Genomic DNA, 18,525 nt, shown 5'->3' with positions numbered 1-18,525 from the left:
AAACCTACGACGAAATTTAAAAGAAGACAAAATGTGCTTGAATTTAAGAAATATTGAATTCGTTTAGTTTATCTGTTAAAAAAATACTGCTATTGAGCACCAAAAAAGGTGTCTTCTTACAGCGGAAACAAAAAACGCTAGAAAGTTACTTTTTCCTCATTGGAAGGCTTTTTAAAAGCGTTTCCATCGGGATGGCTTCGACGGATTGTTTCATTTTCTCTGGTTCTACTCCAAGAGATGCCAGCTGCCGGTACAGTACTTCCCGTTCTTGCAGGAGGCTTATCGCCAGCCGTGATATTGCAGCGGCGTTTTCCAGGGCGATTGCAAGGTTGTTTTCGGATGGAAAACTATCCCATGTATCCACTATGCCTTTTGCCAGGCACACGGTTCGCTTAAGCGGCTGAGGAACGTTTAATGGGTTAACGCCGGGTGGCATACCGGACAACTGCCTAATCAGTGCTCTTCCTTTCATTCCATCAGTTCTGTCTGCCATAGCAAGACCTCTATTCGTTGTACGTGGTCACTTCGGCTGAGTAGCAGTGCTGCTGATAACAGGCCTCTGTCTGACCAGACAAAGCGGTACGCAGCATTACGGTAGTTCCGGGTACGGGCGCGGATTTTGACCCGGGCGGAAAATCACTTAGCTCTACACTGATTCCGGCATGACCCGAAAACAGCACTGGGTTTTCACGCATTTTCATGCCGATATTCTGGTTACCATTTGCAATGCGATACATCACTTGTTCGATAGTAATCTGAACAGGTTCGTTGATCCGTAAAGGCCTGTTCCCGTTGCTGCCATTAGCCTGGCTGCACAGCAACAACATAGATGCTACTGTCGTAATAGCAACAGAGCCTAGTGAAAGCATGATTTTCATTATTTTCCCTTTATTCCAGGCAGTTAAGCCGCCTCACAAAATTCACTCTGACCAATGCTTGTTAAACCTGACAATTGCCACAGCCTGATTAACCGCATCATTATTTTGATATGGATCCGTAACGCGTCCGCGTTCTGAGTTGCCAGTTCCTGTATGTGTATCAGGCCAAGGCTCAACTCTTTATGGCTATTGAGTTCATAAAGCGCACGTCGATAAATATTGAACATCTCACGAGCCACCAGCGATTTAAGGACTTCCGGTACTGAAGCACAGTGCGCGAAAGCTCGGGCCCGCTCCTGTCTCCAGTAGCGGCGCAGCGCATTTGATGTATCAGGTTTGTTGCCCACGTCACTCATCACAAGACACCAGGCATTGGTCTGGTTGATCAGGACAGTTTCCAGGCTGTTTTTGCACAGCGTTTTCTCGTCCATAAGCTCGTTATGGCTTTCCTGGCGTAAGACGCGATGCAGCCAGAACCCAAATTCTGTCATGCGGGTCATGTGGTACTGGATGGTGAAAGCGAGGTTAGCCCACCATTTAAAACGAATGATCCGGGCCTCCAGCGTTCTTTTCAGAACATGCTGGTATTTCTCGGTCGAGAGGATGCGAAGGTCTTTTCGAGCTGTGATCCCTTCCATCGACTGGAATCCGGTCAGGCCGAGTCGATGGTAGGTTTGACCACGCTGCATCATTTTGTGATACAAGGCTGACTTACCTTTGCACAGAGATACCGTGCCGAAACGCAGGTAGAACTGCGCCGCGCTCCCAGCGGTGTACGCCCCGCTCTCAATAGCAGATTTAAGGCGTGGGTATTCCACCCATAACACAAAGCTTGCAGACTCTTCATCTACGGTAACTTCGTTATCTTCGCTGAAACTGACAACACGACGGTGGCCGTCTCTTGTCTTGATGACACGTGCGGCGCGTTCGTCATCTCCGCCGTCGAAATAGGTCATTTCCGCAACAGGATCAGCCAGCCCATCAAATAGTGAGTCATCGCCAAATTTCCCCACCTTCAGCCAGACTGCTTTAGGGATTGGGGACTGAGGGACTACAGGCATCGTCGGTTCATCAGTCAACAGATCCAGCTCGCCGTGGGCCCAGACGCGGTGGTAGATCTCCAGTGCCCTAAAAGGCTTGTCATTGAAATGATGGAAAGCCCACATGAAATCGACATGCACAACGGCTTCTTCGCTGACGATGCGGAACTGAGGCCGGGACATGCGACGGTTATGCGCATTGTCTTCCAGCAAGCCGTAAGCGAGTTTCTCGGCAACGTCATCGGCGCGTTGCTGCTCTACGTAGTCGGCGCTACAGCAGATGTGTAACAGACGTTCCAGGAATTTCGGCGAGTATACATCTGGCTGGATCTTAATATACCCACCTTCGTATACCGTGCGGCCCACTGGATGGCGGTCTTCCCAGGCATAACGGCGTTTGGCAATGAAACGCTGAAGCCGGTTCAGGATAGCCATATAGCCATATTTCTCCGGGTCGGCATTCAGCAGGTTTTCCATAGAGCGGTCGAGCCCTACAGCCTGGCAAAGGTAACAGCCAAATCGTGAACCACAGGCGCTTTTTGCTTTTTCAGAACCCGTCCAGACACATTCGCCCGTAGCCTCTTTGTAGAGCTCAGCAGTTTCATTATTGTTAGGCAGGTAACTGGGTAACGCAAAACGAGCCTCATCCCCGGACGATAGCAGGAATTCCCATACGTTCCCCTGATGCCAGTGACGGATCGGATAGAGCTCACCGCCCTCTTTTGTCTGTTTAACGTCTTCAGCGCTCCCGCCTTTTTTTTCGATGTTCATGGCACGGGTTGTGCTCTCTGCATCACGGGAACCCAGCAGCAGACAAACGCGCTGACGAACGGCTTTAGGCAGTCCTCGCATGTACTCGGCACGGGCCCGACGTGCAGGATCGACCTTCAAGTCGATCGAGCACTGTCTGGCGGAACTATTTGAAAATGTTGGCAATCCTCGCCCTGAAAGGATGCGGCCAGTCCACCCAGATGTCAGTCCAGGCTTACCAATTACAATGCTCAGCGGTAACTGGTGCTTTTCAACGAATGCCTCAAGTTCGGCGAGTTTTGTGTCTGCCAGCCAGCGGACGGCTGGATTCTCGATGCCCGTGTCGGTGTGGATCACATAGTGATGCTGGCTGATGTTTGTGCCATTGCGGGTAGCCCTTACCAGCGCCATCAGGAAGAGGTGCAGAACGCACTCAGAGTCCTTTCCTGATGAATACGCCAGGCTCATAGTCCAGCCGTCAGTAAGCGCTTTATAAATGGCGTTTGTGCCGGTGGTGATAAGATTGGCCATGCTCGTGCCAGTGCTGGCATCGACATAATTCAGGTCTTCGTCATTAGCCAGTGTTTGCCAAACCGTATCCCATTTATCCCCGGTAAGGATTGGGGCAAGGGTCGGTTCTGATGTGCCAAAGTCGATTACCTGTTGCATGGTTCACCTGTTTATTTATTCGTTTTGTATATTTATTTAAACACGGGCGTACCAGCTGACGAATAAGGCCAGCGGTATTATTTAATGATTTATTTAGTAATCGGGGATGGAAATAATTGATCAAGACAACTCATTGGTTTGCCAATGGCATTTGTGAGCTTTAGAATTTCTCCCGGCGTAACTGCCTTAAGCATTTCAGAGCGCCCTTCACGGATATATTCATCTACAGACATATTCCGCCATCCTGCTTTTGGTCGATTACTGCAACCTTGCCAGTTTGAATCAGCATTATCCCGACGAAGAACATATACATCGATAGAGCGAGTTAACCCTGCACCGAACGCAGCCTGAGCAGTAATTTTCACTTCAGATCCATCCTTGCGTTTAATGACCTGCGATATACGCGTGATTAACTCTTCAGGTGCGGATGCGTTGTTCTGAGTTTCATTTGTCATAAAACACCTCGTGAATATTGTCCGGTTTGTTTACTTATTAAATCACGAGGCATTCGGGTGACGAAGTGATGTTCAGAAAGATACTTTTCTTTGCTGGAGCAGGCTTAACCGTTGGTTGTCTGGATGCTACCATTCATAAGAAATGACGGTTAGCGTATCACTCACCTGTTCTTTGGTGATCTTTGGTTTTACCGGTTCGGGTAAAATTGTAATCGAAATTTGAATAGTTGCCGTTGCCTGTTGCTTTTTATCACCACTATTTCCCTCATCCTGTGCCAGTGCATTCCATGAAACAACGAATAATAAAGCTGAGAGTATCGTTTTCATTTTACACCTATATAAAAGATTGCTGTCCGTAGAACCATTATCTATCGGGCCAATCAGCTGGCGAAATTAAACAGTCGAAAACCTTTAATTAAATATCAGGATAAGGTCAGTAGCTTTTATGGTCAGTCGTCATCATGATACTCAGGGCCACCATAATTATCAAATCGAGACCATTGACCATTAAATGTGAGACGTACTGTCCCTATAGGCCCGTTGCGCTGTTTACCTATGATAATTTCGGCTATACCTTTCATATCGCTATTTTCGTGATAGACCTCATCACGGTAAATAAACATGATCAGGTCAGCATCCTGCTCAATGGAGCCTGACTCTCGCAAATCTGAGTTTACCGGACGTTTATCGGCACGTTGTTCAAGCGAGCGGTTTAGTTGCGATAAAGCGATTACCGGTACATTCAGCTCTTTTGCCAGTGCTTTCAGAGATCGGGAGATTTCAGCAATTTCCAGAGTTCTGTTGTCAGATAACGACGGTACACGCATCAACTGAAGGTAGTCGATCATAATGAGGCTAAGCCCACCGTGTTCGCGGGACAATCGACGCGCCCGGGAGCGAACGTCCATAGGTGTTAGGCCAGAGCTGTCATCAATGTAAATGTTCTTTTTTTCCAGCAGCAGTCCCATTGTGCCGGATAACCGGGCCCAGTCCTCGTCATCGAGCTGTCCGGTTCGGATGCTGGTCTGGTTGACGCGTGATAGCGATGCCAGTGAGCGCATCATGAGCTGTTCCGTAGGCATTTCCAGGCTGAAAATCATGACGGGCTTATCGTTTGTCAGCGATACATTCTCGCAGATGTTCATTGCAAACGTAGTTTTCCCCATTGAGGGTCTGGCAGCGATAATAATCAAATCCGAGGGCTGTAGACCGGCTGTCTTCTTGTTCACGTCCACGTAGCCGGTATCAACTCCAGTGACCCCGTCATGGGGACGCTGGAACAAGGCTTCAATCTTGGTAACGGTTCTGTCCAGAATGCTGCTGATATTTTCCGGCCCACCGCTTTTATTTCCCCTTTGCTCTGCAATCTGGAAAATCCGGCTTTCTGCAAGATCAAGCAATTCGTCACTTGTCCTACCTTCCGGGTTGTAACCGGCCTCGGTTATTTCGTTGGCAACTTTTATCATTTCCCTGATTACGGCACGTTCCCTGACGATCTGCGCGTAGGCAATTATATTTGCCGCACTGGGCGTATTTTTTGACAGTTCTGCCAGATAGGCGAAACCGCCGAGACTATCCAGCTTACCTTCTCCCTCGTTTTCGATGTGCTCAGCGAGGGTTATCAAATCAATCGGGAATTGATTCGCAACGAGCGATCTCATTGCAGAGAAAATTGAGCGATGCGGTCGAGAACTAAAATCCTGCTCACTAACGATTTCTGCCACATCATCCCATCTCTGGTTTTCAAGCATTAACCCGCCCAGCACGGACTGTTCCGCTTCTATCGATTGCGGAGGGGTTTTTAAGCTGTATTCAGCTGTTTGCTTTGTCTCACCTGTTTCGGTAAACGAGATGTCCGCCATAGTCATAAGTGGCCTCAGAGGTTCTGGAATAGCTTTTGTTTTTGTAATTGTCGTGCGCATTCCGATACCAACTCCGGGTAACTGGATGCTATTGCCTTTAGAATTGCTTCAGAGAGCTCATTCGCTTCATCAGAGCGGCCCACCAGCCTCAGCTCGGCTACTGTACCGGGGTCGCAGTTTGTCAGGTTGGCGCGGGCGTAATTGACTTTCAGCCGCGCCAGAAATTCCACCCCGGGCTTGCGCTTCACCGCGTGGACAGAAAGTGTTTTTCGGCAAAATCGACCAGCTGTACGGCGTTCGTGATGCTCCAGAGCTTTTGCTTCCAGCTCCTGCCCGGCGATAACGGTCACATAGAGGCTACTAATCAACGCCGATACATTCATGCAGCAATCCCCCGCTTATTAGCCAGCGCAACGGTATCCAGAAGTACGAAGTCATCAAGCAGGTTCAGTCCTGCGGGCGTCTTCTGATCACGCCATAGCGCATCCAGTACATCGGTGTCTGGCATTCCCGTTGGGATTAGGCTTAGAAGTTCGGATAACGTATCTACCTGTAGCATGTGGCAGATAGAAGCCAGCATTATTCCCTCTGACGCTTTATCCATAAGACCACCGATCAGAATCTGAATTTCCGGGGTCATAACAAAATGCTCATAATTGGATTTATTGAATCGGCACTGAATGAGTTTATAACCCTTGAACTCAGTAATTAACTCCTGAAGGAATACATGCAGCATATCTGGTTTTGTTTTTCTAATAGCCGCTACCTGCATTGCAATTTTTAAAATGCCATCATCAACTCTTTCGTGCGGGCATCCTGCGGAGGAATAAATACTTTTTGCCTTTTCGAGCCAATTTTGCAGCTCGATATAATTAGTCTGAATATTCAACGCGACCCCCATTGCTATCCAAAAAAGTCTATAACCCTGATATTTTAATGCGCTCCTGTCTATCATCGAAAAATTTAAGGCAGCAAAATGCGGCCATTTATATGTGCAAAAATATGAGCCGGTTTATCCGGCCCATCAGAATGAAAAGGAATTTTATGCAGGTCTGTTAAAGACCTGCTGGGAGGTTAGTACACCGGGTGCAGCTGAGTCTCTTCAGTTTCACCATTCTGCTGGTTAGCGCCATCGGTATCGGCATCAGTCGCATCGTCAGCACCGCCGTTGTTTTCAGCACTATCACCGTCGTTGTCACCATTAGCTTCAGCATCTTCTGCCTGTTTTGCTGATTCCAGTTCAGCCAGGGTAGCCATCAGAGTACGGGCCATTTCAGGAGTCAGGCGTAAGACGACTTCTTCCGGCACGGTTTCCGTAATTTCGATCTGATTTTCATGCTCACCTTCCGGCTGCGGCGGGATCTGGTCGCGCAGCTGGCTCAGGGTTGGCAACAGGCTGTCGAAGGTTTTACGGATAACTTTCGGTTTCAGGCCAGTCTTTTTCTTGGAACTCACGAATTTGGCAGTGACGCGGGTTTTCCCAGCTCCTTCTGCCTTTTTCAGGGATTCCATCAGGACTTCATACGGGTCGCGGTCAGTACCCTGACATTCGTTAATAACGTCAACGGCAACGTCACCAGATACCTTATCTTCTTTCACCAGCATCTTGATGCTGAAGTCAGCGTTTGCCAGCACGATACTGCGGCGAACGGTGACCAGAGAGACACCCAGACGCTGAGCAATCGACTCAATGGTGTGACCCCAGCCAATCAGGCGCTTGAAGCCTTCAGCGCGTTCCACCATCTTCAACTGAAGGGAGTTGGCGCTCTCGATCATGTTGTAGACTTCTTCGTCCTTGCCGCCTTCAAATTCCTCGACGGTGATTTTCTGGAAGCTCGCGCCCTCAGCAATCGCCATCATCAGGCCAGCAAAACGGTGGTGGCCATCAATGATTTTCAGGCGGGTTACGCCTTCCACTACTACTGGTTTAACGCGGATGACAGGCACTGACTGAGGACGTTCCAGATAAGCGTGTTTGAACATTACCGCACGGTCATAATTTACGTCGCGGAGGTTCAGTCCCTCTTCCACAAACAACCAGTACGGGCTCACCGCAAAGACGTTGTTACGCCCGATATCGGCTTCTTCGAACTGTTCCGTATTGCCGCTTTTACGCGCTTTGGTTACGAAATCGCTCAGTGCTCGGAGTGATGATGGCGCTTTGTCTAAGCTGCGCATCAGTACCGCAGCGCCTTCCAGATTTTCCAGGGTACGGCTTTGTTCGAAGATAGCTTTAACGTCGGTGTTCATGGTGTTTCTCCGCTTTAGTTATTGTGTCGCGAGGTTCGTTGCTTGCTGTAAATCCAGTTAAACACACACCAAACAGGTGACGAAGCGTATTTGGGGACAAAATGTCTCTTTTTTTTCGGGTACATAAAAAAGCCCTGTAATCCAGTGATTACAAGGCCTTAGCTCGTAATGATGACATCAAGATGGCGACGTTTTTCGATTTTGACCGCATTTTTCATCAAAATTGTCATCACTTCATTTAGTTTTGAACTCTCCCCTTCCTCATATGAACCCCAAGGTAGGAATGGAGTAGGACTATTGATATTGAATGCAACGCCCGTAGGGCATCGCCATGCAGTTGGCTTCTTTGAGTCAGGTTCCCATTTCACCAGGAGTATTGGCGCGTTACAGTCGATGTCATCGATGGCTGGTATAGCCTCATATAAAAACACTCCCGCATCATCCCCACTGAAGAAAGCTAGATGCTTATACGCGCTGGCAAAAGAGACTACGCCCGCGAAAAGGCCCACAACGATGAGGTTAAGGTTCGATGTTTTGTGACGGATACGTTTTTGCTTCAGGCGAACCATTGTCAGGGCTGACAAGAAGATAGCCACCAGCCCCCCGGCTCCTGCGAACCAAACGGAATTGATTTGCAGGAAGGAAATCAAATCACGATGCTCTCTCTGGTTTTCTTCAAGCATCAACGACACAAAAGTTGTTGTTACTGGCATTGATATCAGGAATATCGTGATCATCACTATTGCAAAAGTCTGTATGGAATAGCGGTCTCTATTTTCCTCTATAACAGAATTAAAGGATAACAGATAAACAAATGTAAATAATAAAATGGAAAGAAGGTACATTGGTTATGCCTTTTTTTGGGTTATCGCTGAATTCTTTTATTTAATTCTGTTCTGAAAAATGCATACAAGAACTGCCACCCATCACCATGAGCCGTTCTGAAATCTTTTTCAGGGAGTACCGGAAAACCAAATTTAAAATTATCTTTTCCAGTGTGGCGCTGGCAAAAGTGCGCAAGCTCATGTGCCACTACGCCTTTGATATGATCCAGTTGATTGATTGAATAAAATGCTCCGATGTCCTTACGCTGCTCTATATGTGCGTACTCATGGTAGCGATAGCGCGGTGTATCACTGTCAGGATAAATGGACGATGGTGAAATAGTGATTGAGCTCCTGCCGCCCCATGAATGTTTGGCACTCCAGTTGACCCGAACTTCAGGCGCAGGGCCGGTGAAACCATATGCCTGTCTATAGAGGTGCAGAAGATACCCTGAATACAGAAAAACAACTTTCTCCGCCGTCATAACGCGAGAAACGCCATAGCGAGCAACTGCCCTATCTCTGGCTGTCAGAACGGGGGTTTTTACCCGTGGGGAGAATAATTTTGTTGGGCTGAATAGCCAGACTTCTGAATCGTCATCAGGCATATCCAGTATCACCTGAATTTCTTCAGGCGACCCAACTCGTTGATGCCACCTTTCAAGATTATCGTCCACTTCATTCAGGCTGATTAAATCATCGGCATTCTCGTAGAATAACCAGATCAGCGTTCCTCGTGGGAGTGCTTTCTCAGCTGTAATATGTGAGAGGATAATTTGACGTGGTGTCATCTTATTCGCCACAGTTCCCGGATGCTTCTATCAGTTTTATTTTTGTTGCTTCTGCCGCCTGCATTTTTTGTTTCATCTTCTCAATGCTAGCGGTCACACGGCGGGCGCACCATTGATACGCTGCCTGACGTGATTCGAAAAACTCATAATCCGCGTGCAGGTAAACTGATGTGCCGTAGGAGACGGACATACGGTAACCCTTCGGCGTTTCATTGATGACTTCCCGTTCTTCTACACAGTTTTCAAACTCAGGGACATAATCCACGAATCGACGACGCAGAATGCAAAACAGCACCTTTATTTGGTTTTCATCAGTCATTTGTTATCCTCGTTATTCTTCTTATTTATCATCAACCTTTCTTAATTGTCGATGCTGAATACGGCGGAGCGGATTTCACGCTTGGCCTGCTGACGGGCGCGGTGTTTGCTTACACGAAGAGATCTATCGTATGCATTGTTTTTACGATAGCCACGCGAGCGGCACAGTGAACAAGTGCAGCCTTCTACTGAATAGAAAATCCCAAACGGTTTCATAAGTATCACCTTTAAGCTTGATAATAATGTTTATCATAGCTGGAGTTATTCAGGTGACGAATAGTTAAGGGGCGCGTTTTGCTTGGGTTTTTACACTATCGTTTATTGAGTCGATGAGGTCGGAAATAGAAAGGAGTTTTCTGCCAAAGAATAGTTTTCGTCTGGCTTCTATTTCGTAGCGGAAGGGTTCAATAATTTCATCTTCATGCATGATTACGAAACGATAGCCGTTATTAAGGAGTTTATGCAGCTTGTTTGTTTTTTTTCTTATGGGACTTAGCTTAAACATTGTTATCAACTTCTCATCATGATCACCTGAATTGTTATAACACAGTTATTTCCGACACGCTGCTGCTTTTGCTGAAGAACTCGGATTGCTTTGGGCTGGGCCAGCAGGTTGTATGCCGGGCGAACCCGGCATCGTTATCACAGGGCTTTTTCTTTTCTCTTTCGTTCTATCCCACGAAACATCGCGCATTTCCGCACAATATCCAGTGTCGGGATGCTACCACTCCCCTGCTCTTTCACGCTCATTCGCAACGTGAGCCGTAGCAACATCTTGATGTCACGTGGTGGAAGTTCTGGGTAAGTGTTTACAAGTGATCTGACCAGTTCATCAGGAATGTTCACGCCAAAGTTCTCACCCATAATCTTCCAGATCTTTTGGGCATCTGATTTCTCCGGCACATCATAGTGAATGATTGCAGCGCATCTTGGTATGATAGCCTCATCGATGTCACTACCCCGGTTGCTTGTCATGAACATCAACCCATCGAAATACTCCAGTGTACGGAGGAACTCCGCAACGATGGCATTTTGAGTCAGTGATGCTCCACGCTGCATGACAAACACATCGGCTTCGTCCAGAAGCAGGACACAGTTCCAGCGTTTAGCCCGGGTCAGAATCGTCCGCAGATTTTTCTCAATGTCATCGGCGTTGGTTCCCAGTGCGCCAGCATGAATTGAGTACAGGGGCCGTTCAATGACCTCTGCATACACTTCAGCAGTTAATGTCTTCCCAAGTCCGGGTGAGCCCACGCACATGATGATGTTACCCGCGCTTTTCCCTTCAACAATATCGCTGGTGAAAGCGCTGATATCCGTGGTCAGTATATCGAGTAAATCACGGTGGTCTTCCGGCAAAACCATCTTTTTTGGCAGTTCTTTATCATACTTGTATGGTTCTACGTTATTGGCATGTATCCAGATAAAGTCTTGCAGCGAGAGATCAAAATAACGCTGCACAGGAATTTCGGGTAAAAGGCCAAACTGGTCATCTTCAAAAAGAGGCGACTCCACTTCTGCACCGTAGGCATCGCACTCACTATCAGGCAAATCGTGTATCAGTTTATGCCCTGCTATTTCCAGATTCCGGTCGCTGTAGCTATACGATTCCATTCTGACAGCCCTGCCGGTTGCTTTAAACTGATTGCCAAATTGCCCGTCGACCACTTCCTTAAACCGCGTTAGTTGTTCCAGGTACTCTTGTTTCAGCTCATGCGTTTCATGGTAGATATCACGGTCGGCCAGTGTCTTAGCGACACTGCGCCGCGCCACCTCATTAGGCTCGAAATTCAGGGCGGTAAGCTGGGTTCCGTAAACCTTTTTGGAGTGCGAATATTCGCCGAACCCATACCAGCTGATTTGTAACAATAGTGATGGGGGACGGTCAGAGTTTTTTTCTGATTTTACTTCTTTTATTGCTGTAACAAGACCGGGGTACAGGTTGCCGTCATGACCGCGTCGGTATATCCAGCCATCAATTCGATTTGACTTCAGATACTGTAGTAACACACGACCGAATGCCGGAAAACTGCTCACAGGCTTATCGAAATCACCTTCCAGTGCAGTGATGATCGATTCAAGAGCTCGTCGATTTTTTGACTCTCCATCACCACGACATGCCTGTAAAAGTTCATTCAGATCATCCCGAGATAAACATAGCGGATCGACGGCAATCTCATCGTCAGAACTACGGTGGCTATAACGATTACGTAAAGCCTCAAATGTTGGGCTTGTGGTAGCTTTTAGTGTTTCTGTTTTTATCGTGAGTGCCATAGCCGTCCTCGTCAGTAATTTACTTTGATATGCCTTAAGTTCACATGGAAGGGGCAACTTCGAACGCATTAGGAACTCTGATCCGCGAGCCTATTTCCAGTTTAATGGTTGCCTTTACGTATTCACCCTCCTTCAGATAGGTGATGTCTTGGTTATGAAATGTTGACTTTTCATGTGTAGCCCACCATTCCATAGAGCTTGGGATTTTTAACGTTAGCCCAAGATGTTCAGTGAGATAGCATACTCCCATGTTTGAGTAGGTCTTAACGGGGTTCGGGTAGAATTGAAAGTTACCCTCTACGAGACAATCAGTACGAGGATCGATGAACGAAAGGAAAACGCTAAAAGTACCCTGACGTTTTAGCTCGGCGTAAGCCTCAAGAATCGTGAAACGCTTTAATGCGTCATTTGAAAACAGGGTTACAATTTTTTCCGAAAGCATAGCCACCTCATGAGCTGTTTTTTTCCTATTATCAACCGGTGTCTCCTCCTGACGAATAGGTTTGCGGCCAAAAAAAAACTGCACCAGGAGGTGCAGTTTCGATAATCAAGCAATGGCGAATTGTTATTTTTCGCTACTCAGTTTATCCGTAATAAATGCTTCAATTTCTGCCATGAGCTCGGTACTCATTCGGTTAAATTCAAAGCGAACTTTACGGCCCGATGCATTTTTGCTGATACGGGCGTATTTGTCCTTATTAGCAAAATTAGCCAGATCACGGGTTTCCCAACTTTTTGCAGGTGGCTTTTGATCGAGTAATTCAACCGCCTTTGTGATCTGCGCCATGACAATTTTCTGCGCTTCCGGGATGTCACTGATGTCCAGATTAGCAATTTCTTCTTTCACCCTATCAACTACATCTGCAAGAATGAAAAGGTTGCTCTCTACGTATTTCTGAAGTTTGGACAACCGGCTGTAGAAGGAGTTTGGTATACCTTCATAATCCGGGAACAGAGCTATCAACGAACCGTCAATACGCGCCGCCTGAATACGTTTAAAGACTGACACATGGCTTATGCCAAGAAAGAGGGCAAGCTCTTCATTTTTGGTGAATCCTTTTTCCTGCATTAGTTCCAGATACTGAAGCCCAACCTCTCGGTATGAGAATCGGCGTGATGTTTGTGCAGCGGTAATAATCGCCTTGATGTCCTCAGCTGATAGATCATCTGGTAGCACCCATAAAGGCAGATCTTTTTGAGCCGCAATACAGCAAAAACGTCTGCGGCTACCTTCAATAAGCAGGTACACGCCATCACGTTTAACGGCAACACCTTCAGTATCAACACCCCTTGACTCAATTTGTTGCAGGATATCTCGTACTGCGTTTGTGGTAAGCGCTTCCTGATTTCGCGGGTTCATTGGGTGAACGGCGGTCTCAGTAGCGACATTTTCAGCTGCTACAGTGACGTGCTCAGCTTCAAGTTTTCGCCCGTTATGAAGGGTAAAGAGTTTCTTAATGCGAGGGGGACTCTTAAGGTTAGCTAACCCGGAACGGTGGCCTACATCGGTTCGCTTTGGCGTATTTAGATAACGCGATTTATCGTTTCCGATATGCTGTTCATCACTCATGCGTTAACTCCTTCCTTCGCTGAAAAACTCTTTATCTCATTAATAAACTGTTGATATACGGACATTACGGATTCTTCGGCAATATCCAGCTGCTTTGGTGAACATAACTCTTCAGATTTCTTAATATCGAGAACCGACCTACCCCGTGACGCAGCTGCTTTGAATGCTTCAGAGTTTTTGATATTGGTTGCCATAAACAGGTCTTGAACGGTTCGAATTAACTTATCGAGGACTATTTTTTCGTATGGGCTTTTATCATCGACGTTAACGGCCAGTACTTTAAACCATTTAATATTTTCACCTTTATTGGGAGACTGACGGAATCGCTCACTGATCGTCAGCATAAAATCAGTTGTGGATGCATAGTCGTATTCTCGCGGAGAAACTGCGACAAGAATACCGTCAGCGGCCTCATCAGCGGCCCAGATAATTGGCGAGTCTTCTGGAGGGGTATCGAAGATAATAAGGTCATACTTAGCTTTCAGGACTGGCATTATCACTTCTTTGAATCGTAGCAACAACTGAGTGCGCTCTTCTTTACTGCACTGCCAGTATTTATCTTTGAATCTCGCATCGGTTGGGAACGCAGTAATTACATCAAGATTTGGCAGATGGGTTGAGAACGGCATATTCTCAATGATTTCAGCCTCAGAGTAACCCATGTCGAGGTATTTTTTATATTCAGAACCTTCTTCATACACGCCCAGGATTGCGTCGATTGCAGTCAGGAATACGTCGTCTTCAGATACGCTTTGAATCATACCGCTACCAATAGAGCCTTGCGGATCCCATTCAATTACTAAAACTCTGGCATTCAACTGGAGATCAAGTGCTGCTGCTACAGCCAGAGCCACTGAGGTCGTGCTTTTTCCTGTCCCACCTTTATGATTCTGAACAATGATTGTTCGGCTCTGGTAGTAATCTCTATAGCGCGGATAACCCAGGGCATCCATAATATTCTGGACATCCCAGCGGGTATAAAGGTGGTTTTTGTTCTGATAAATAGGTTGACCCACCAGCCTTTTTTCTTCGAGATCAGCGAGAATTTTATTGAAGGTAACTCGAGATTTTCCAAAGAAGTCGGAGAGATTTTTTTTATTCAGGCAGTGGTTATAGATAAGGCGATCTACCCCCTCCACACTGTCATCTGATACAGATACCCGGGAAGAAGCCAGTAACGATTCTTTCAATGAAATTTGTTCGGACTTCATGCGTTGCCCGACAAGGGCAATTTTATCTATTAGATTCATTCTCGTCATACCCTCAAACCTGAATTATGAATTTAAACGCATATGCGTATACTTTACGTATAATGCGTAAAATGACGCTCTATGCGTATAATTGTAACGGCAATCAGATTGAGACGCTAACATTCTATTTTGTTTTTTCTTCATTTTGCGATCTCGAAATGCAGTTCAATGACACATCATCTTTCTCTTCTGGCGATTAAGGGGGTTAAGTAATCCACGGGGCGGGCAGAACCCGGAGAGACTGACTGGCGATTAAGGGGGTTAAGTAACCCACGGGTCGGGCAGAACCCGGAGATGCTGGCTGGCGATTAAGGGGGTTAAGTGACCCACGGTACGGGCAGAAACCGGAGAGGCTGGCTGGCGATTAAGGGGGTTAAGTGACCCACTGTACGGGCAGAAACCGGAGAGGCTGGCTGGCGATTAAGGGGGTTAAGTGACCCACGGTACGGGCAGAACCCGGAGAGGCTGACTGGCGATTAAGGGTGTTAAGTAATCCACGGGTCGGGCAGAACCCGGAGATGCTGGCTGGCGATTAAGGGGGTTAAGTGACTTAGCGCTGGAGGATACGCCCTGCAACTATTGGTAAATGAATGACAAGGTTTCCCGTAAGACCCATCAAATAAAAAAGCCTCTGAAGTAGAGGCTCTTGGGTATTCGATATAGTTAGGCTAATTCGTCCGGGTCGTTGATGGCACTAACGAAGAACTCCGTGCGGTAATCATTCCCCCATCCCAACCAGACAGAAGGTGAACCCTCCTTTGCCAACGAACGGTCACCCGTCATGCTGTCCGCTTGGACAGGAACTGTCACGCATTCTTTAATAGTATCGGCCTCGGCAACCAGTCCAGTACTCTGGGTTTCAAATCCGGCAATTACGACAACAGCATCAGGGTCGTGTAGCTGAAGCTGGGCGATAAGCTCTTTAACTTTCATAGTGATCCTCTGCGCTAGAATTATCCAATTCTACCACGCTTGATGGTCAGGCGTATAAGTGCTTACTGTACAGCTCGAAAGCTTCATCATGTTCCAAATCGTCCAGGATAACGATATCAGGGCCATGTTCTTTTTTGATTTGTGCGATGTATGAAGCGTATTGAGCCTGGCTTTTGTAGCCCACTGTCCAAAGTCTACCTTCGCGTAAGACGCAGATTTTCTTGCGGTAAACCTTCTTGAAACTTGATTTAGTTTTCCGGTTACGCTCCTCGTCACTGACAAGCTGGTCGATTACTTCAATCAGGTTTGAGTCTATGAGAAATGGCTTGCCATTGTGTTCGCCAAGGCAGATTGGCAGAAGACCCTTCGCATATGATTCGGCCTGGCGGAACAGCTCTTTTTTTCCTGGTTCGAACAGTACGCGAGTTTCGCCACCATGCCCATCATTATCAGCTGTACCTATGCTCAGCCCGTCGAAGAGGACAGTAGCGTTAAAGCAGACTGTTTCCTGGCTCATGCCAGTATAGATTTTGAGGCCTTTCAATTTGATTCTTGTCTGAGTGTTCATTGTGTGTTCCCCGCTTTCTAATTGTGATTCTATTTTCAATCACCTTGAGCAGGTGACGAAGTGATACGGAGAAATAATTGTTGGGTCGCCTGATAGCCGGGCTGGTGGCAGCCGCAACCCTTAGTCAGTACTTCGGGATCGTAGTTCCGAAAAGCCACAACAGTCTCCACAGCGTTTTGGGGGTGTTAACCCCCATACGCTTTGAGACTTTGCCCTAGCGGGCCGCGAATTCGCCTAATCGCCCCGTGAGGGCTCTATTCGAATTTACATGCCGTGCCTGCTTCGCTTGAGAGCGAAGCTTTTGGACGGCGATTGCCCGCGTGGCGGGCAGACATTTTTACGTGCGCATTGCGCACGATTTTCTTCGGTTACATTACAGGGCTGGCTGGGGATTGGCTTATTGCAATATTCTACAACGAAGCTGGGAACGGCTGGCTGGAACGCGAAGATTTAAATCATACTCTATATCGACTGATATCAACGACGGTATCAGCGGGGTCTGTTGCCAGCTTACAGGTCACTTGACCTTCCTGATCCAGCATCAGTGTCGCGGTTAACGGTTCATTTTGAGCATCGATTACAGTGACATTCACGCGTAACCGTGTTGGAAGCATCATCAGAATTCGCGTAGGGCTCTCTGATAATGACACGTTTCTGGCTTGCAGAACCGCTAAAACACTCTTCATTAACTCTGCTTGGTCGATCATATAGTCACATGCCACTGGATGTATTGGGATGAAATCGTGCCTACCGCAGGGCTACACGAAAGATATAAATCAGTATGACATGCGGGCCGGACTCAAACCATCAATTACTGGAACCAGTCCGAAGATAGCGCTCTGGTTTTTATGCTGTTGAATTTACATAGTTGTTATTTAGTGAATTATTCGTACCTTATCATTCACTGATATCACTTAAATTCAAAGTGAACAGGAGAGGATTGGATTAAAAGTCCATAAAATGTGAATTAAAAGTGCGCTAGGAAATGCGATAAACTGATTGATTTGTTTTGATATGGTTTTTATGTGAATTATCGGTGAGTTACTTGTGTGCTACTTATCTCCATGCTGCTATGCCTTTCCAATAAATAGATTGGATAGGGCAGGGAGATGGAAGAGGGGAGAGGGCTTACTCCGCAGGTGATTTCACTTTAAATTCAAGCCATCTTGCCCCGAGCCTGTTTTTATCCAGATTGTAGAACAACGGTTTTATACAGACCCCTTCATACTCAGGGAACTCTATACCGCTGGCGAAGTGAATCTGTAGTGTATCAGGATCAATACCCATCATGTTTGTGTCAAACAGCCTGTGGAATGTTGGTGATAGCAAAATGCCGTTACTGGCGTTATAGCAGCCTGCTACGGATGTTGGTTCAATATGTGCTGCCTCCAGCACACCGTTGAGGTGTTTGCCCGATACCGCGCACAGGCTTCCGAAATTCTTATCCACCAACTCACGGAACTGAGACTGGACATGCACATCGCGAACGCTAACCTCTCGGCGGAAGCTCGGGGAGCGCATACGGATATCTGCATGGGGGAGGTGACCGCGTGGTAATGGCAATACAGCCGGTTGCTCATCCATTACTGGATTCTGCTCCTCGCAGTAGGTGTCCACGGACTCAATCAAACGGGATGTGTCATTACCAAATCGGCGAGTGAACCAGAGCCTGAAGTGAGCCAACCGTGATGCCGGAATTTTGTTACGTGCGTACTCCTGAGCATTCTCCTTTTCGATTTCAGTATTTAGTAAAGCCAGACGGGCCTGAGAAGCACGAATTTCTTCCTGGACTCTGAGATATCCTGCCAGTAGACAAACTTTGGATTCCTGATGTTCAGGCCGTCGCGGATAACCAGATCCTGTTTCAACCACGCCAAAGGCTTTGTACCGGAACATTCGGGGAAAAAGCGTTAATGCCACCCGGTTGTTACGACGAACGAGGGAACGAATCAGATTGGTTATCTTCCTCATGTTCTGAATAGTGCGGGGAGAAAAGAACGCGGCGTATTACCTCTGCTCTATCTATTCCCGACATTATCCCTCTGCGAATGACACCACGGAGGTGAGCATTATGTCTTGCCCCGCTTACTAGG

General features: G+C 47.2%; 21 protein-coding genes. All 21 read right to left on the bottom strand.

The genetic code is table 11. The annotated features are described in order from the left end of the window. Nucleotides 1–145 precede the first annotated feature (145 nt). A complete protein-coding gene (locus Electrica_RS26915; protein WP_008786575.1) occupies nt 146–493 on the bottom strand; it encodes a hypothetical protein in 348 nt (115 codons plus the stop codon). Nucleotides 494–503: 10 nt separating this feature from the next. Next, nucleotides 504–878: a hypothetical protein gene (locus Electrica_RS26910; protein WP_008786576.1), complete on the bottom strand. Its 375-nt coding sequence runs from the start codon at nt 876–878 to the stop codon at nt 504–506. Between the two features lie 23 nt (nt 879–901). Continuing rightward, nucleotides 902–3,337: a phosphoadenosine phosphosulfate reductase domain-containing protein gene (locus Electrica_RS26905; RefSeq protein WP_007372324.1), complete on the bottom strand. Its 2,436-nt coding sequence runs from the start codon at nt 3,335–3,337 to the stop codon at nt 902–904. 89 nt (nt 3,338–3,426) lie between these two features. Then, nucleotides 3,427–3,792, bottom strand: a complete 366-nt coding sequence (locus Electrica_RS26900) for a hypothetical protein (RefSeq protein ID WP_008786579.1) — start codon at nt 3,790–3,792, stop codon at nt 3,427–3,429. 126 nt (nt 3,793–3,918) lie between these two features. Continuing rightward, entirely contained in the window at nt 3,919–4,119 is a 201-nt protein-coding gene (locus Electrica_RS26895) for a hypothetical protein (RefSeq protein WP_007372322.1), read from the bottom strand. Between the two features lie 122 nt (nt 4,120–4,241). After that, complete coding sequence (gene dnaB, locus Electrica_RS26890) at nt 4,242–5,654, bottom strand: replicative DNA helicase (RefSeq protein ID WP_007372321.1); 1,413 nt, start codon at nt 5,652–5,654, stop codon at nt 4,242–4,244. A gap of 14 nt (nt 5,655–5,668) precedes the next feature. Next, nucleotides 5,669–6,037, bottom strand: a complete 369-nt coding sequence (locus tag Electrica_RS26885) for a hypothetical protein (protein ID WP_007372320.1) — start codon at nt 6,035–6,037, stop codon at nt 5,669–5,671. Continuing rightward, complete coding sequence (locus Electrica_RS26880) at nt 6,034–6,543, bottom strand: hypothetical protein (RefSeq protein WP_223307977.1); 510 nt, start codon at nt 6,541–6,543, stop codon at nt 6,034–6,036. The genes Electrica_RS26885 and Electrica_RS26880 overlap by 4 nt, the downstream gene beginning before the upstream one ends. Before the next feature lie 185 nt (nt 6,544–6,728). After that, nucleotides 6,729–7,904 carry a ParB/RepB/Spo0J family partition protein gene (locus tag Electrica_RS26875; RefSeq protein ID WP_007372318.1) on the bottom strand — a complete coding sequence of 392 codons (1,176 nt, stop codon included), beginning with the start codon at nt 7,902–7,904 and terminating at the stop codon, nt 6,729–6,731. Nucleotides 7,905–8,062: 158 nt separating this feature from the next. After that, entirely contained in the window at nt 8,063–8,749 is a 687-nt protein-coding gene (locus Electrica_RS26870; RefSeq protein ID WP_016241554.1) for a hypothetical protein, read from the bottom strand. Nucleotides 8,750–8,769: 20 nt separating this feature from the next. Then, nucleotides 8,770–9,519, bottom strand: coding sequence for a hypothetical protein (locus Electrica_RS26865; protein ID WP_045269635.1), 750 nt, complete (start codon nt 9,517–9,519; stop codon nt 8,770–8,772). A 1-nt stretch (nt 9,520) separates the two neighbouring features. Next, nucleotides 9,521–9,838 carry a hypothetical protein gene (locus Electrica_RS26860; RefSeq protein WP_007372316.1) on the bottom strand — a complete coding sequence of 106 codons (318 nt, stop codon included), beginning with the start codon at nt 9,836–9,838 and terminating at the stop codon, nt 9,521–9,523. A gap of 41 nt (nt 9,839–9,879) precedes the next feature. Beyond that, a complete protein-coding gene (locus Electrica_RS28540) occupies nt 9,880–10,053 on the bottom strand; it encodes a hypothetical protein (RefSeq protein WP_009653096.1) in 174 nt (57 codons plus the stop codon). A 426-nt stretch (nt 10,054–10,479) separates the two neighbouring features. Beyond that, complete coding sequence (locus Electrica_RS26850) at nt 10,480–12,111, bottom strand: AAA family ATPase (RefSeq protein ID WP_224771500.1); 1,632 nt, start codon at nt 12,109–12,111, stop codon at nt 10,480–10,482. 40 nt (nt 12,112–12,151) lie between these two features. Continuing rightward, nucleotides 12,152–12,637, bottom strand: a complete 486-nt coding sequence (locus Electrica_RS26845; RefSeq protein ID WP_172745723.1) for a hypothetical protein — start codon at nt 12,635–12,637, stop codon at nt 12,152–12,154. Between the two features lie 39 nt (nt 12,638–12,676). Beyond that, nucleotides 12,677–13,681, bottom strand: a complete 1,005-nt coding sequence (locus Electrica_RS26840; RefSeq protein ID WP_007372313.1) for a ParB family protein — start codon at nt 13,679–13,681, stop codon at nt 12,677–12,679. Next, entirely contained in the window at nt 13,678–14,931 is a 1,254-nt protein-coding gene (locus tag Electrica_RS26835; protein WP_007372312.1) for a ParA family protein, read from the bottom strand. Before Electrica_RS26835 ends, Electrica_RS26840 begins: the two co-directional genes overlap by 4 nt. Nucleotides 14,932–15,594: 663 nt before the next feature. Beyond that, nucleotides 15,595–15,864: a hypothetical protein gene (locus Electrica_RS26830; protein WP_008786584.1), complete on the bottom strand. Its 270-nt coding sequence runs from the start codon at nt 15,862–15,864 to the stop codon at nt 15,595–15,597. A 46-nt stretch (nt 15,865–15,910) separates the two neighbouring features. Then, a complete protein-coding gene (locus Electrica_RS26825; protein ID WP_007372310.1) occupies nt 15,911–16,432 on the bottom strand; it encodes a hypothetical protein in 522 nt (173 codons plus the stop codon). A gap of 455 nt (nt 16,433–16,887) precedes the next feature. Next, complete coding sequence (locus Electrica_RS26820; RefSeq protein ID WP_024196080.1) at nt 16,888–17,139, bottom strand: hypothetical protein; 252 nt, start codon at nt 17,137–17,139, stop codon at nt 16,888–16,890. 421 nt (nt 17,140–17,560) lie between these two features. Beyond that, nucleotides 17,561–18,403, bottom strand: coding sequence for an HNH endonuclease signature motif containing protein (locus Electrica_RS26815; protein WP_007372307.1), 843 nt, complete (start codon nt 18,401–18,403; stop codon nt 17,561–17,563). Between the last annotated feature and the right edge of the window lie 122 nt (nt 18,404–18,525).

The sequence above is a fragment of the Klebsiella electrica genome, assembly GCF_006711645.1.
Taxonomy (GTDB): Bacteria; Pseudomonadota; Gammaproteobacteria; order Enterobacterales; family Enterobacteriaceae; genus Klebsiella; species Klebsiella electrica.
This window is presented reverse-complemented; position numbering and strand designations above follow the sequence as displayed.

Coding starts and splice junctions, on each gene's coding strand:
- Electrica_RS26915 (WP_008786575.1), bottom strand. CDS start 493: ATGGCAGACAGAACTGATGGAATGAAAGGAAGAGCACTGATTAGGCAG.
- Electrica_RS26910 (WP_008786576.1), bottom strand. CDS start 878: ATGAAAATCATGCTTTCACTAGGCTCTGTTGCTATTACGACAGTAGCA.
- Electrica_RS26905 (WP_007372324.1), bottom strand. CDS start 3,337: ATGCAACAGGTAATCGACTTTGGCACATCAGAACCGACCCTTGCCCCA.
- Electrica_RS26900 (WP_008786579.1), bottom strand. CDS start 3,792: ATGACAAATGAAACTCAGAACAACGCATCCGCACCTGAAGAGTTAATC.
- Electrica_RS26895 (WP_007372322.1), bottom strand. CDS start 4,119: ATGAAAACGATACTCTCAGCTTTATTATTCGTTGTTTCATGGAATGCA.
- dnaB (WP_007372321.1), bottom strand. CDS start 5,654: ATGGCGGACATCTCGTTTACCGAAACAGGTGAGACAAAGCAAACAGCT.
- Electrica_RS26885 (WP_007372320.1), bottom strand. CDS start 6,037: ATGAATGTATCGGCGTTGATTAGTAGCCTCTATGTGACCGTTATCGCC.
- Electrica_RS26875 (WP_007372318.1), bottom strand. CDS start 7,904: ATGAACACCGACGTTAAAGCTATCTTCGAACAAAGCCGTACCCTGGAA.
- Electrica_RS26870 (WP_016241554.1), bottom strand. CDS start 8,749: ATGTACCTTCTTTCCATTTTATTATTTACATTTGTTTATCTGTTATCC.
- Electrica_RS26865 (WP_045269635.1), bottom strand. CDS start 9,519: ATGACACCACGTCAAATTATCCTCTCACATATTACAGCTGAGAAAGCA.
- Electrica_RS26860 (WP_007372316.1), bottom strand. CDS start 9,838: ATGACTGATGAAAACCAAATAAAGGTGCTGTTTTGCATTCTGCGTCGT.
- Electrica_RS28540 (WP_009653096.1), bottom strand. CDS start 10,053: ATGAAACCGTTTGGGATTTTCTATTCAGTAGAAGGCTGCACTTGTTCA.
- Electrica_RS26850 (WP_224771500.1), bottom strand. CDS start 12,111: ATGGCACTCACGATAAAAACAGAAACACTAAAAGCTACCACAAGCCCA.
- Electrica_RS26840 (WP_007372313.1), bottom strand. CDS start 13,681: ATGAGTGATGAACAGCATATCGGAAACGATAAATCGCGTTATCTAAAT.
- Electrica_RS26835 (WP_007372312.1), bottom strand. CDS start 14,931: ATGAATCTAATAGATAAAATTGCCCTTGTCGGGCAACGCATGAAGTCC.
- Electrica_RS26830 (WP_008786584.1), bottom strand. CDS start 15,864: ATGAAAGTTAAAGAGCTTATCGCCCAGCTTCAGCTACACGACCCTGAT.
- Electrica_RS26825 (WP_007372310.1), bottom strand. CDS start 16,432: ATGAACACTCAGACAAGAATCAAATTGAAAGGCCTCAAAATCTATACT.
- Electrica_RS26820 (WP_024196080.1), bottom strand. CDS start 17,139: ATGATCGACCAAGCAGAGTTAATGAAGAGTGTTTTAGCGGTTCTGCAA.
- Electrica_RS26815 (WP_007372307.1), bottom strand. CDS start 18,403: ATGAGGAAGATAACCAATCTGATTCGTTCCCTCGTTCGTCGTAACAAC.